We start from the raw sequence: 14,097 nt of genomic DNA, 5'->3' as shown, positions 1-14,097 counted from the left end.
TGATAATAAAAAACCCTTAACTCTATTAGAATTAAGGGTTTATATGTCATATAAGTGTATATGATTTTAAAATTTGGTGGGCCCACACAGACTTGAACTGTGGACCAACGGATTATGAGTCCGCTGCTCTAACCAACTGAGCTATAGGCCCTATATTCTGAATGTGTTATTTATCAACAAGTTCAGACGCAAAGCATACTAGCGAAGATTTTTTTAAAAGACAAGCCTTTTTCTTCACGGCTGCACACTAACACAACAAATTGGCTGTAGTTGCAGCAGTTGAGCTTGGATTCGACCAAAATGCACAAAGTGTCGAATCCTATCGTGATGTAAATCACGACAAAAGTTATCAAACAGTCAAAATAACCTTATAATAATGCCCATTCTTGTCAGTACCGTGCCCAACAGCGCTTAGATTGGTACTGGCCTCACATTTTTAAGTCAATGTCCTACAGTTATTCGGCTTATGTTTTCATTTTTATGTGTTGCACTGACACATAAGAATATTTAGGTGCCCACATGGAAATTAAGGTTAATTATCTCGATAACCTTCGACAAGAAGCCAAATTTGATGACTTCACGGTAATTGCCGACCAACCTATTCGCTATAAAGGTGATGGTTCTGCTCCCGGACCATTCGACTACTTTTTAGCGTCATCAGCATTATGTGCAGCGTATTTTGTAAAAGTGTATTGTGCGGCGCGAGACATTCCGACAGATAATATTCGCTTATCACAAAATAATATTGTTGATCCTGAAAACCGCTACAAGCAAATTTTCAAAATTCAAGTTGAACTTCCTGCGGATATTTCAGAAAAAGACCGTCAAGGCATTTTGCGTTCAATTGACCGCTGTACGGTTAAAAAAGTCATTCAAACTGGTCCTGAATTTGTCATTGAAGAAGTAGAAAGCATTGATGCAGATGCACAAGCTTTACTTATGCCAAATTTAGCGTCAGACAGTACCACGTTTATTCCGGGTAAAGATCTGCCATTGGAAGAAACCATTGCCAATATGTCAGGTATTTTGGCAGGTTTAGGCATGAAGATTGAAATTGCATCATGGCGTAACATCGTGCCGAATGTTTGGTCTCTACATATTCGTGATGCACAATCGCCCATGTGTTTTACCAATGGTAAAGGCTCAACCAAAGAAAGCGCATTAGCTTCGGCTTTGGGTGAATTTATTGAACGTCTCAATTGCAACTTCTTCTATAACGACCAGTTCTGGGGTGAAGAGATTGCCAATGCTGACTTTGTGCATTACCCAGATGAAAAATGGTTCCAACCCGGCCCAGAAGGCGAGTTACCTGTCGAAATTTTGGATGACTACACACGTGAAATTTATAACCCAGAAAATGAGTTATTAGGTACACATCTATATGACACCAATTCAGGAAATATAGCACGCGGTATTTGCTCTCTTCCATTTGTCCGTCAGTCCGACGGTGAAACAGTGTATTTCCCATCAAACTTGATTGAAAATTTATACTTGTCAAACGGGATGAGTGCAGGGAATACCTTGGCTGAGGCTCAAGTGCAATGTTTATCGGAAATCTTTGAGCGTGCGGTCAAACGTGAGATTTTAGAAGGTGAATTGGCTCTACCAGATGTACCAGAAGAGGTTTTAGCCAAATATCCAAGTATTGTTGCGGGTATTCAGGGCTTAGAAGAACAAGGTTTTCCTGTATTGGTAAAAGATGCTTCACTTGGTGGTCAGTATCCTGTGATGTGTGTAACCTTAATGAACCCACGTACTGGTGGGGTTTTTGCATCTTTTGGTGCGCACCCTAAACTCGAAGTGGCTTTAGAGCGTAGCTTAACCGAGCTTCTACAAGGCCGAAGCTTTGAAGGTCTAAACGATCTACCAAAACCAACGTTTAGCTCGAATGCAGTCACTGAGCCAAATAACTTTGTAGAACACTTTATTGACTCAAGTGGTTTGGTGTCTTGGAAATTCTTTAGCGCACAATCAGACTATGATTTTGTAGAGTGGGATTTCACTGCAGAAGGTGAAAATGCCAATGCAGAAGAAGCTGCAGCGATGTTTGCGATTCTAGAAGACATGGGCAAAGAAGTGTATATGGCGGTCTACCAGCATCTAGGTGCTACGGCATGTCGTATTTTGGTTCCGGGTTATTCTGAAGTGTATTTGGTTGAAGACTTGGTTTGGGATAACACCAACAAAGCTTTGGACTTCCGTGAAGATATTTTAAACATTCATCGCCTAGATGAAGACGAGTTAGTGTCATTGGTTGAGCGCTTAGAAGAGCTTGAGGTGGATGATTACACGGATATTGTGACGCTCATCGGGATTGAGTTTGATGACAATACCGTATGGGGCCAATTAACGGTTCTTGAGCTCAAACTACTGATCTATATTGCCTTACAAGAATTTGAAGAAGCAAAAGAGTTGGTCGAAACCTTCCTTCAGTACAACACTAATACAGTTGAACGTGGTTTGTTCTATCAATGCATGAATGTGGTTTTAGAAGTTGAATTGGACGATGACTTAGATCTCAATGACTATGAACATAATTTCCGTCGTATGTTTGGTGACGAACGTATGGATGCAGTGATTGGTTCAATGGATGGCAGTCTTCGCTTCTACGGTTTAACTGAAACCAATATGCAACTTGAAGGTTTAGATCGTCATTTACGTCTGATTGATAGCTATAAAAAATTGCATGCTGCACGTGCGAAGTTTGCCAGTCAGAACGTTTAAATCTGGGCTTGTGAATAACGTTACTCATGTGATCATCTATTTGAAAAAACTCTCCTAAGGGGGAGTTTTTTTGTGCGAAATTTGCTGAAAATTAATCTATATCTGTGATGTTGATATTAATAAAAATCCTTATAACTCAGGTGAATATAAGGAAGGCTTAAAAATAACCGATTATCCGAAATTGTGTCATTTTAAAGTAAAGATATTTGACTCATTGGAAAAATATGCTAATAAATTAGCTATGGCGTGTTTAGGCATGATCATAATATTTCAGGACGAAATATTCAGAAGCACATTAATAAATAAACGGGAGTTTTAACAACATGCTTCAATTATTCAGAAAACTATTTTGCATGCATATTTACGAATACGAGCAAATGGAAGAAATCGGTTCGCACAAGGAATGTCGTAAGTGCGGTGTGACAAAGTAATGCAGAGTCTCAGCCGAAAAAAAAGTGAGCGAAAGCTCACTTTTTTAATGCCGGTCAATATTGAAATCATTAAAATAGAAATACATTCACAGTTTTCATGCAGATATGAGTAAAGATTTTCAAGCCGAGCGTTATACCGTCGATGCCAATATGGCAGATACCATTGCATGGTTATTACAACATCAGGATTGCTTTGAATCTTTTCATTATGATGTGATTCAGCAGCAATTGGTGGTTCAACATGCTAATGGTCAAGACATTATTCGTGAAGGGGATTATTTAAATGCAGGCTATGGAATTTTAATAACAGCACATAACTTTGCGAAGTAATCGATATATTTTCCATACTCATGGTGATTCAACCATTCATTTATTCGCACCATCTCTTGCATTGCACATAGAAACCTACCACTGATCATTCAATAAAACTAAGCCCCGATGTTCGGGGCTTGGGTTTTAAGCCATTTGCATGGCATCAGTTGAAAGCTGTGCAGCAGTTGGTTTGGGCTGTTCCGCGATTAAACCGAGTTTGCTAAATAAAAGCTGATCTTTGCCTTCGCCTGCATTTGGCGTGGTCAGTAGTTTTTCACCAGAAAAGAGTGAATTTGCACCTGCCATAAATGCCAAAGCTTGTTCTGAATCACTCAGGGATTCACGACCTGCAGAGAGTCGAATATAGCTTTTTGGCATAATGATCCGTGCGACTGCAATGGTGCGAATCCATTCGATCACATCAAGTTTCTCAACCTCTGCAAGTGGGGTACCTTGAATAGGGACAAGGAGATTGATCGGCACGGATTCAGGATGAATCGGCAGCGTTGCCAACTCCATCAAAAAGGCGATACGGTCATCACGGCTTTCACCTAAGCCCACAATTCCGCCGCTACAGATTTTCATTCCAGATTGGCGAACATAGTCTAGCGTCGTTAAACGGTCATCATAGCTACGTGTGCTAATGACATTGGGATAATACTCACGAGAAGTATCGAGGTTATGGTTGTAATAATCTAAGCCTGCCTCATGTAGGCGCTCTGCCTGAGATTGATTTAGCATGCCAAGGGTCATACAGGTTTCAAGTCCCAGCGCTTTGACTTCACGCACCATTTCTAGCACATAGGGCATGTCCCGTTCATGTGGATTACGCCATGCAGCGCCCATACAAAAACGCGAAGAACCTGAGGCAAGCGCAGCTTTCGCTTCATTGATGACTTTTTCCACAGCCAGACGTTTTTCAGCTTCTAATCCAGAGTCATAATGTGCAGACTGAGAGCAATATTTACAGTCTTCAGGGCACTTACCGGTTTTAATCGAAAGTAAGGTGCTGACTTGAATATGATTGGCTTGGAAATATTCACGGTGAATGGTCTGTGCTTGGAATAATAAATCCATCAATGGTTGTTGATACAACTCTTGTATTTCTGGATGTGTCCAGTCATTTCGGTAGCTCATAAATGATCCATATTTTCTGCCTAATGCAGATCATCATACGTAAAATTTGCAGACTTCCAAGACTATTTTGTAACATTGAAATTTAGCTAAAGTGCATTGAAATGGCTTTTTTAAAGAACTTTTGATATTTAAGATACTTACAAAGTTATGTTAAATGTCAGCACAATCGCTGCAATGTTTATTTTGAGCTAAAAAATTAATTTTCTTGGATTACGTCATTAAGTTCTAGCTTAAATGAAAACTTTGTAAGGATCTGGAAAATAGAGAATAAAAGTCCTTAAAGCATTTTTGAGTTTTGTTCTGCAATTGCCCAATCAATATGAACTTGCACAATCGCGTCATGTTTTTCGCGAGAATTTTTTAATGATTGAACAATATTTGAACTGTATGGTGCATTGCCTAAGCCAATGGCGATATTTCGCATAAAGCTTTGATAGCCTGTTCGTCGGATAGGACTGCCTTCAGTACAGCTTAAAAAGGTGGCTTCATCCCATTGCCACAGATCTAATAAACTCACTTGGTCGAGACCATGACGTGGATAAAAGTCCTCAATTTGAGTTTTATGCGCAAAACTATTCCATGGACAGATGAGCTGACAGTCATCACAACCAAACACACGGTTACCGATGCCACGACGTAATTCTTCAGGAATGATGCCTTTGTATTCGATGGTTAAGTAGGCAATGCATTTACGTGCATCTAACATATAGGGCTCAACGATGGCCTGAGTTGGACAGATATCAATACAGGCTGTGCATGAACCACAATGTTTGGTTGCCGGCGAATCAAAAGGTAATTCGAGTGATGTAAACAGCTCACCTAATACAAAAAATGAGCCTGATTTTTTATGGATCAGTAAGGTGTGTTTGCCTGTCCAGCCCATGCCTGCATTTTCAGCTAAGGATTTTTCAAACACTGGTGCAGAGTCGGCAAAGGGTCTAGATTCAAAATCTCCGATTTTTTCACGGATGATATTCGACAAGGTTTTTAAACGACCACGCATGACTTTGTGGTAGTCACGACCTCGTGCATAGCGTGCAATGATGGCTGCATTTGGCTCATCAGGAACATAACGTGGTTTTGGGGGTTCGACCAAATAATCCATGCGGACACAAATGATACTGCGGGTGCCGGGGACTAAAAGTGCAGGATTGGCACGTTTTTCAAGGTTTTCCTCTAGGAATTTCATATCGCCATGATAACCACGTTCTAAATATTCTTTAAAACGAGGGAGTTCCTCTTGAGCATCTGGCTTTGCGATGACACAATCAGAAAAACCTAAATTTAAGGCTTGCGCTTTAATCCATGCTTTTAGGGTTTCTGGATCATATTGATCGACAGGAATTTTTTGTGCAGGAGTTGAAGCGGCCATAATCATAACAAGGAAAAACAATGCGTCTGCAAGTTTACCATAGCCCTGTTTATCTTAGCCAAAGTATTCAAGCTTGGGAGCAGCGTTGGTTTGCTCAGCACAATAGCAGTTATGGTCTGATGCAGCAGGTCGCATGGTCGATTGCTCAGCAACTCATTCCAAGGTTAAAGCAGCAAAATTTAAAAAATATCGCTGTATGTTGTGGACAGGGCAATAACGCAGGAGATGGCTATCTTACAGCGCAATACCTACAGCAAGCAGGCTTTCAAGTCGATATTTACGCCGCTGAAATTGGAGCATCGAAAGATTTACATTCTGCAGTACAAGAAGCGACAGATCACAAGCTCAAGATCTATACACATTTTGATTTTCAGCGTGACTATGATGTCTATGTTGACGCATTATTTGGTATTGGACTCAATCGTGAACTTTCTAATGAATGGCAAGCCATTATTCAACGATTGAACGTATGCACGGGACTTAAAATTGCAATTGATATTCCAAGCGGTTTACATGCCAATACAGGACAGCCTTTACCCATCGCATTTCAAGCCGATTATACCTTTACGGCATTGGGTCTAAAAGCAGGGCTATTTACAGGTCAAGCGAAGGAATATGCAGGTGAAGTTTCGGTGATGGCATGTATACCAACTGATGCAGAGCTAGAGCCACTTGCTTATTTGTCTCCGCAGAAAATAGCCTTACCTGCACGTCAAGCCTTTGGTCATAAAGGCAGTTATGGTCATGTTTTGGTTGTTGGTGGGCATGCTGAAATGGGTGGGGCGGTGATAATGGCTGCTGAGGCTGCATTCCATGCAGGTGCAGGTAAGGTCACGGTTGTTTGTGATGCACGACATCACACCGCGATTTTGGCGCGCGCACCGAATATTATGCTACGCGATATCAATGCTTTAAATACAGAAACGATTCAGCAACTGATCGATCATGTTGATGCGATTAGCTTTGGCATGGGACTTGGTCGTGACGATTGGGCACAACAGCAGTTTCAGTCTTGGTTTCCATTGATTCAGCAGTCAACCTTGGAAATTGTTTTGGATGCAGATGCCTTATGGTTTCTAGCTGAAGCACCTGAAAATTTGAATGCACGAACCTATGCAACGCCACATCCGGGTGAAGCTGCGAAATTATTGGGTATTACTACTGCTGAAGTTGAAGCAGATCGTATACAAGCAATTCAACATTTAAAAGAAAAATTTCAAGGTCAATGGGTGCTTAAAGGGGCAGGCAGCTTGATACTTGAAGATCAACTTTGGATTTGCACCGCAGGTAATGCAGGAATGGGTACAGGCGGTATGGGCGATGTGCTTGCAGGGATGATTGCAAGTTTAAAAGCACAATTCCATCAGCAAATTCATCTGCATGAAATCGTAAGTCTGCATGCTTTAGCAGGTGATGTATTGGCGAAGCCGGGGATGCGTGGTTTGCAAGCGCAGGATATGGCCCAAGCGGTTTATCATGTGGTTAATCATTCAGGAGTTAAAGACTAAAATGCATGCAGTTAAATTGAGAATTCAAGGTAAAGTGCAGGGTGTTGGCTACCGTCGTTGGTTTGAGCAGCAAGCGCTTGCACTCGGTTTAAATGGCTATGTGAAAAATCTAGCGACGGGCGAAGTTGAAGCGCTGATTATAGGAACTGAAGACGCCATTCATAAAATACTGAAACACAGTCTGGTGGGGCCGTTACGAGCAGACGTGACTAAAATCGATCAGCAAGAAATTCCAATGCATGAATTAGACTATAGCGGTTTTAAAATGATTCGCTAAATTTGATCACTAGATTAGGTGGGCTTTTGAAAACAGAATGAATTACTGAACTATATGATTTGACGATTATTTACCGACGTCGAGTGCTTACACGACTTCGGCCGCGAGCCATACCACCTAAGGCATTCAGTACAGCCATTTTACTCATACTACCAGACGCATGCGCATGACAAATTGCGGCAGCCAAAGCATCGGCTGCATCCTGCTGGGGTTTGATGCTTAGGTTCAGAATGCGCATAACCATCATTTGGACTTGCTCTTTATCAGCAGCCCCATAGCCGACCACAGATTGTTTGATTTGACGTGCAGTATATTCAGCGACTTGTAAATCTAAATTGGTTAAAGCGGCAATGGCAGCACCGCGTGCTTGACCTAGTTTTAGGGCTGAGTCAGGGTTTTGAGCCATAAAGACTTGTTCAACAGCAGCTTCAGTAGGCCCGTGAAACTTTACGATGCGATCAATACCAGCAAAGATACGTTTTAAGCGTTCAGGCATTTCTGTTGTTTCGGTACGAATGGTGCCAGCATCGACAAAACGTAGTTTAGAGCCATCCTTCTCGATGATGCCGTAACCAGTTAGGCGAGACCCAGGGTCAATACCGATAATTAATGACATGTTTGCCCTATTTGCCCTTTAAAAATAAAATAATGCCCATATTGTTACATAAGCGTGTCAAAAAAGCTTGATAGTGATTGAGCAGTTGAACGCAACACCTTAAATTAATTTACTGAGATTTGTTTAATTTTCATGAAATTATTTCTTCTGATTTTAGCAGGCTTGATCCTGGAAGTGTTTGTCTGGATCGGTGTGGGCGACCTCGTCGGCAGCATGTGGTATGTCTTTTTCTGGTTCGTGGTGGCCTTCTTTATAGGGATGAATATTATCCGTAAATATTCATCAGGTCTGATGCCTCAAATGCAGCAAATGCAAGCAGGTCAAATGAGTAATGATCCAGCTTTAACTGGAAATTTACCAAAAATTTTGGCTGGTTTCTTATTGCTGTTACCGGGTCTAATCTCAGATATTATGGCATTACTTATTTTGATTCCACCTGTACAAAATGCCATGAAAGCAGTCATGATGAAAACAATGATGAAGCGTCAGCAAGCCATGATGGAAAAAATGATGGGTGGCATGATGGGCGATATGGGAGGCATGGGCGGTGCTCAGGGTCAGAACCCATTTGCAGATATGATGCGTCAAATGCAAGATATGCAAAATCAGCAATCAGGTCGTGATTCATCCGTTATTGATGGTGAAGCTCGTGAAGTGACGCCAGATGCGAAACAAATTGAACTGAAAGATGTCAATAAAAAATAATTAACTCAGTATGAAAGGCCGAATGTGTATTCGGCTTTTTTTTTTGCGTAAATTTTGATACGGCCTAAAAATAAACCTTGTGTTGCCAACAAAAAAATTGAACAAGCGATATAATCTTCACGTTTTAATTCAAATGAATCAGCTTGCATGTCACTGTTATTCACCATCTGTGTGCTTCATTTTGTTGCGCAGTTGAGTCCCGGTCCAGATGTATTATTAATTGCTAAATGTGCAGTATCAACAACCCGTGCAAATACCTTAAAAATTATTGCGGGGATCTCAGTTGGGATTGTGGTGTGGGTCGTTTTAACCTTATTGGGCTTTACGGTTTTGGTCGAGCAATTTCCATGGATACAACAAGTTTTAATGGCTGTTGGTGGATTTTTCTTAGCGAAAATGGGTTGGGCGATGTTTAGTGGTGGGCTTAAAAGTTTAAATCAAACAGCCAATTTAGAAGATGGGCAGGCCTTAAGTCAGCAGAATACTGAAAATTATTTCTTATTAGGTTTATTTACGAATTTAGCCAATCCGAAAACACTGATCTATTTTAGTAGTGTGTTCTCACTGGCGTTGAGTTCATCAGCCAGTAGTAACCTAAAAGCACAGCTTGCTGTCATCATTCCGATTCAAACTTTTATTGTGTTTAGTTTGTTTATGATGATTATGTCTTTGCCTAAAATTAAAGCACTCTACCAACGTTCGGGTAGTTATATTGATGTGGTTTCAGGGGCGTTATTTTTAATTTTTGCGATTTGGCTGTGGTTCGACGCAATTAGAATGTTCAATCTTCAATAGCTGCAAACATATTGCTGTAAGCAAAGCGAAAGCCAAGTGTTAAAACTTGGCTTTTTTATGTCCAAGTTCTATTGCTCTGGATTGGTTTGATCTTGGTCTTTAGATGGTGCTGTATTTGATGGATCTTGTGCAACATCGGTAGTTTCAGCATGATCACGATAACGGTTCGGTTTGAGGGTGGTTTCGGTATTTTCAGAGCCCTTGTATAATCGGCTACGATTGGCGCGTTCACGTAAACCGCCTTTTTTGATTAACTGCACCATCATCTAGAACCTCATTGCTATCGCCATAGTTTAAAGAATTTTCCTCGTGAAGATAAGTGAGCAGGGCGATGCTAGCGCATAAAAAAGCCTGAAATCATTCAGGCTTTCATCATTTTAACTTATCTCTTTGAATGACTTTAACGCGACCCGATAACGGTGCTTAAATTCAGCTTAGCTAAAATTTTACACATTGCCAGCCTGTTCATAGGGCTATGTTTGGCTGTTGTAAAAAAAGCTTAATTTTTACCATCCTGCTTGAGTACTTCAAAGATGTTGAGTTGGGTTGTCGCTTCAGTATCGTGCTGTTGCAAATACACTTGGACACTCTTAAATAGAATGGCAACAGCCAAACAACTGAGTATGCAAAATATCCAAAAGCCATATGGGCTACGGATATTATGCGAGCCACATTCGGAACATTCTTTATCGCTTGAAGCCAATACTTTATTGCAACAAGCACAGTGATATTGATAGTGCATTGCTTTTCTCCATTTAGTCGAATTTGACCAACATTCTTGTTGTTATTGTCAACCATCAATCCGTGATGATTGTTTTATCTTAATGTGCAAATAAGCAGATGTACAAGTTTTAAACGGTTTGTTTTGCTCATTATTGTGTAAGTGAATAGCGTCAGAGAGTTAAATATTTGTTTTATTGCTAATTTATAAATGAAACAAGACATGAATTTTCAGTCATAAAAAAAGCCAGTTCGAAAACTGGCTTTTGCTGTTCTGTCTAAACTGAATTATTGACCCGAACGGATGATGTAATCAAAAGCAGACAATGATGCTTTCGCGCCTTCACCTGTCGCAATGATGATTTGTTTGTACGGTACTGTTGTACAGTCACCTGCAGCAAATACACCTTTCACATTGGTTTCGTTACGTTCGTTAATTACGATCTCACCACGGTTTGAAAGTTCTACAGCTGTTCCTTTCAAGAAATCAGTGTTTGGTAACAAACCAATTTGTACAAAGATACCGGCCAATTCAATCGTTTTGATTTCATCTGTTGCACGGTCTTTGTAGTTCAATGCAGTCACTTGTGAACCATCACCGACCACTTCTGTAGACAATGCATTCATGATCACAGTGGTGTTCGGTAAGCTATTTAACTTGTCTTGAAGGACTTGGTCAGCACGAAGCTTGGTATCAAACTCAACAAGTGTTACATGTTCTACAATACCAGCAAGGTCAATCGCCGCTTCGACACCTGAGTTACCACCACCTATGACTGCAACACGTTTACCTTTAAACAATGGACCGTCACAGTGTGGGCAGTATGCAACACCACGAGTACGGTATTCTTGCTCACCTGGAACATTCATCTCTCTCCAGCGTGCACCTGTTGAAAGAATCACTGTTTTAGATTCAAGTTTTGCACCATTCTCTAAAGTTACTTCAACTAGACCATTGGCTGTTTGATCTGCACCTTTGATGTCTGATACACGTTGCAAGTTCATGATGTCCACACCGTACTCACGTACATGTGCTTCCATTTCAGCAGCAAACTTAGGACCTTGGGTCTTTTGAATCGACGTGAAGTTCTCAATGTCCATAGTATCCATGACCTGACCGCCCATGCGTTCAGCCACGATACCGGTTTTAATACCTTTACGTGCTGCATAGATTGCAGAAGTATTACCTGCAGGGCCACCACCAATCACAAGGACATCAAATGCTTCTTTGGCATTTAGCTTTTCAGCATCTTTTGCAGCAGAGTTGGTGTCTAATTTAGCAATGATTTCTTCCAAGGTCATACGACCTTGACCGATGTGATTGCCGTCTTGGAATACCATCGGCACAGCCATGATTTTGCGTTCTTCCACTTCTTCTTGGAAGAATGCACCATCAATCATGGTTGCAGTTGTGCCAGGGTTGTAAATTGCGATCAAGTTTAGTGCTTGAACTACGTCAGGACAGTTATGGCAGCTGAGTGATACAAATACATCAAAATCAGCTTTAAGACCTAAACCTTTAATGGTATTCAGTACTTCGTCAGAAACTTTCGGTGCATAACCTGAAGTTTGTAGCAAAGCTAGAATCAAAGACGTGAACTCGTGGCCCATCGGTAGACCTGCGAAGAATACGCGTGGTGTTTCACCTGCTTTTGCAATACCAAAGCTTGGCGCACGGCTGTTGTTACCGTCAAAACGTGCAGTCACTAAATCAGATAAAGCAGCAACTTCAGTCACCAATTCTTTAATTTTGTCTGATTTGTCCGTGCCGTTTAAAGTTGCGACGATTTCAATCGGGCCTTCAAGGCGTTCAAGTAAGGTTTTTAATTGAGCAGAAGTATTTTGATCTAACATTGCTAACGTCTCCAGAGGAGTAAATTTATTTGATGAGAGAATGATAGAACAAACCATTAAATAGGTGAAACGGTTTGTTTTTATAAAATTAATCGGTTTTACAAATCAAGTGATTAAATTTCTTTCTAAATCATAAGAATATACCGATGTGAATGCAGTCAATATTGGGCCACTATCGAGAAATACAAGTTAAATAGTGGAAAAATAAACGAATTCATCGCGCTTTAAGCGAGAGAATGCTAGAGTCAACGCAATTGTATTGAGAACTTTTTAAGGAAATGACATGCAGGTTAAGAAAGGGATTTATCAGCATTATAAAGGTCAGTTGTATCAAGTCTTTCATGTTGCAACACATAGTGAAACGCGTGAAAAAGTTGTGGTCTATCAGTGCTTGTATGACGACTATTCCATGTGGGTCAGACCCTTAGAGATGTTTATGGAAACCGTTGAAATTGATGGTGAAGTAATTCCACGTTTTAAGCTGATCCAAGAAACCCACTAAGTAGATATTTAGTACTTCAATTTATAAATATGAATGAAATAGCAAAAGGATAGAATCATAAGCATGGATGCAAATTTTAAAAACTATACGCAACAACTCTATGCAGACTTTAGTGCTCACGATGCTGCGCAAAATCACCGACTTGCGCGTTACCGAAATATTGAGCCTGAGTCTGCACTGTTTTTGGCTATGCAAATTCGCTTAAAACAAGCCAAACAAATCTTGGAAATTGGAACATCTACAGGCTATTCCACGCTGTGGTTAGCAGATGCTGCGCAGTCTACACAAGGGCGGGTCGAAACCATTGAAATTGATGCAGCGCGTATTGAGCAAGCTAAACAACATGCGGAAAATTTAGCTTTATCCGAATATATCCAGTTCCATCATGGCGATGCACTGCATTTTTTACAGCAGTCAAATCAGCATTATGACTTCATTTTATTGGATGCAGAACGTGATGCGTATATCGGGTATTGGCCATATTTAGCTGAATTGATACAAGTTCAAAGTGGCGTGTTAATCGTGGACAATGTGCTGTCACATGCTGATGAGGTCGCTGAATTTATCCAGCGTGTTGAAACGGATGATCGTTTTATCAGTACAACATTAAATGTGGGCGCAGGGCTCTTTATGGTGACTTGGCGTAACTAAAAATCAGGGCATTCAGCCCTGATTTCATCGAAAATATTTTTTAATTAATAAAAATACTGTTGCTATAGCGCTAAACTTGTAGCGGTTTAACCCTGTAAGCTTACTCGTGAAAAATGTAGATCATATTCTAGATATTTGTGGACAAATGCCGTTTTATCACTACATCGAAGTAAATTATCATAAATAAAAGGTGAAACTGGATAAAAGAGATCCCCAGAACCATTCGCATAAAATATTTTTAAGTAACGTGAAGAAGAACTGTATTTCCAAGAAGTTACCACAGTTGTTGTCATAAGCCACCCCCTTATTGCGTTGTTATAGTCATACTGCAGTTAAAGGTTTATCTCTTTTGAAATTAAGACAAATTCGGGGCGTGGAGTATTGCAGAATTGTTAAAAAATAATGTTTTATCTCACATTTTTTTCATTTCTTTATCAACTAATTTGATAAAAATAATGCCAATTCAGAGAAATGCCATAAGCGTCATTATCGC

The 14,097-nt window shown here is 40.4% G+C and carries 15 protein-coding genes and 1 tRNA gene; 8 read left to right on the top strand and 8 right to left on the bottom strand.

The window, feature by feature from the left end; genetic code table 11:
- Positions 1 to 74: 74 nt before the first annotated feature.
- Positions 75 to 151: transfer RNA gene (locus FTV37_RS04790), tRNA-Ile, on the bottom strand.
- A 368-nt stretch (positions 152 to 519) separates the two neighbouring features.
- On the opposite strand from FTV37_RS04790, the gene FTV37_RS04785 reads away from it, so the two are divergent.
- Both FTV37_RS04785 and FTV37_RS04780 read left to right on the top strand, forming a co-directional pair.
- Positions 520 to 2,724: an OsmC domain/YcaO domain-containing protein gene (locus FTV37_RS04785; protein WP_180063154.1), complete on the top strand. Its 2,205-nt coding sequence runs from the start codon at positions 520 to 522 to the stop codon at positions 2,722 to 2,724.
- A 536-nt stretch (positions 2,725 to 3,260) separates the two neighbouring features.
- Entirely contained in the window at positions 3,261 to 3,485 is a 225-nt protein-coding gene (locus FTV37_RS04780; RefSeq protein ID WP_111885746.1) for a hypothetical protein, read from the top strand.
- Between the two features lie 126 nt (positions 3,486 to 3,611).
- Here the strand turns inward: FTV37_RS04780 and bioB are convergent, their stop codons facing one another.
- Both bioB and queG read right to left on the bottom strand, forming a co-directional pair.
- Positions 3,612 to 4,604: a biotin synthase BioB gene (bioB, locus tag FTV37_RS04775; RefSeq protein ID WP_180027230.1), complete on the bottom strand. Its 993-nt coding sequence runs from the start codon at positions 4,602 to 4,604 to the stop codon at positions 3,612 to 3,614.
- Between the two features lie 277 nt (positions 4,605 to 4,881).
- Positions 4,882 to 5,976 carry a tRNA epoxyqueuosine(34) reductase QueG gene (gene queG, locus FTV37_RS04770; protein ID WP_180063153.1) on the bottom strand — a complete coding sequence of 365 codons (1,095 nt, stop codon included), beginning with the start codon at positions 5,974 to 5,976 and terminating at the stop codon, positions 4,882 to 4,884.
- Positions 5,977 to 5,996: 20 nt separating this feature from the next.
- Here queG and FTV37_RS04765 point away from each other — a divergent pair, with 20 nt between their 5' ends.
- Together FTV37_RS04765 and FTV37_RS04760 are read left to right on the top strand one after the other, a co-directional pair.
- On the top strand, positions 5,997 to 7,484 hold the full coding sequence (locus FTV37_RS04765; protein WP_180063152.1) for an NAD(P)H-hydrate dehydratase: 1,488 nt from the start codon (positions 5,997 to 5,999) through the stop codon (positions 7,482 to 7,484).
- 1 nt (position 7,485) lies between these two features.
- Positions 7,486 to 7,761 (top strand): acylphosphatase, encoded by a 276-nt coding sequence (locus FTV37_RS04760; protein WP_168379658.1) that lies wholly within the window; start codon positions 7,486 to 7,488, stop codon positions 7,759 to 7,761.
- Positions 7,762 to 7,831: 70 nt separating this feature from the next.
- Here FTV37_RS04760 and ruvC read toward each other — a convergent pair whose 3' ends face one another.
- The gene (gene ruvC / locus FTV37_RS04755) at positions 7,832 to 8,377 is read right to left on the bottom strand and encodes a crossover junction endodeoxyribonuclease RuvC (protein WP_078189034.1); all 546 of its coding nucleotides are present in this window, start codon (positions 8,375 to 8,377) and stop codon (positions 7,832 to 7,834) included.
- Between the two features lie 132 nt (positions 8,378 to 8,509).
- Here ruvC and FTV37_RS04750 point away from each other — a divergent pair, with 132 nt between their 5' ends.
- Together FTV37_RS04750 and FTV37_RS04745 are read left to right on the top strand one after the other, a co-directional pair.
- Positions 8,510 to 9,082, top strand: a complete 573-nt coding sequence (locus FTV37_RS04750; protein ID WP_180022547.1) for an FxsA family protein — start codon at positions 8,510 to 8,512, stop codon at positions 9,080 to 9,082.
- 147 nt (positions 9,083 to 9,229) lie between these two features.
- A complete protein-coding gene (locus FTV37_RS04745; protein WP_180063151.1) occupies positions 9,230 to 9,877 on the top strand; it encodes a LysE family transporter in 648 nt (215 codons plus the stop codon).
- A 68-nt stretch (positions 9,878 to 9,945) separates the two neighbouring features.
- On the opposite strand, the gene FTV37_RS04740 is transcribed toward FTV37_RS04745, so the two are convergent.
- The 3 genes from FTV37_RS04740 to ahpF all read right to left on the bottom strand — a co-directional run bounded on the left by FTV37_RS04740 (position 9,946) and on the right by ahpF (position 12,451).
- Entirely contained in the window at positions 9,946 to 10,140 is a 195-nt protein-coding gene (locus tag FTV37_RS04740) for a hypothetical protein (RefSeq protein WP_078192892.1), read from the bottom strand.
- 236 nt (positions 10,141 to 10,376) lie between these two features.
- On the bottom strand, positions 10,377 to 10,619 hold the full coding sequence (locus FTV37_RS04735) for a hypothetical protein (protein WP_078192893.1): 243 nt from the start codon (positions 10,617 to 10,619) through the stop codon (positions 10,377 to 10,379).
- A 266-nt stretch (positions 10,620 to 10,885) separates the two neighbouring features.
- Complete coding sequence (gene ahpF / locus FTV37_RS04730; protein WP_180063150.1) at positions 10,886 to 12,451, bottom strand: alkyl hydroperoxide reductase subunit F; 1,566 nt, start codon at positions 12,449 to 12,451, stop codon at positions 10,886 to 10,888.
- A gap of 283 nt (positions 12,452 to 12,734) precedes the next feature.
- On the opposite strand from ahpF, the gene FTV37_RS04725 reads away from it, so the two are divergent.
- Positions 12,735 to 12,953, top strand: a complete 219-nt coding sequence (locus tag FTV37_RS04725) for a DUF1653 domain-containing protein (RefSeq protein WP_180010283.1) — start codon at positions 12,735 to 12,737, stop codon at positions 12,951 to 12,953.
- Positions 12,954 to 13,010: 57 nt separating this feature from the next.
- The gene (locus FTV37_RS04720; protein ID WP_373683558.1) at positions 13,011 to 13,604 is read left to right on the top strand and encodes an O-methyltransferase; all 594 of its coding nucleotides are present in this window, start codon (positions 13,011 to 13,013) and stop codon (positions 13,602 to 13,604) included.
- Between the two features lie 86 nt (positions 13,605 to 13,690).
- Here FTV37_RS04720 and FTV37_RS04715 read toward each other — a convergent pair whose 3' ends face one another.
- The gene (locus FTV37_RS04715) at positions 13,691 to 13,897 is read right to left on the bottom strand and encodes a KTSC domain-containing protein (RefSeq protein ID WP_078189026.1); all 207 of its coding nucleotides are present in this window, start codon (positions 13,895 to 13,897) and stop codon (positions 13,691 to 13,693) included.
- Positions 13,898 to 14,097 lie beyond the last annotated feature (200 nt).

The organism is Acinetobacter sp. YH16042 (assembly GCF_013417245.1).
Classification (GTDB): domain Bacteria; phylum Pseudomonadota; class Gammaproteobacteria; order Pseudomonadales; family Moraxellaceae; genus Acinetobacter; species Acinetobacter amyesii.
Note: the sequence above shows the minus strand (reverse complement) of the source record. Positions and strands in the feature narration are given on the sequence as shown.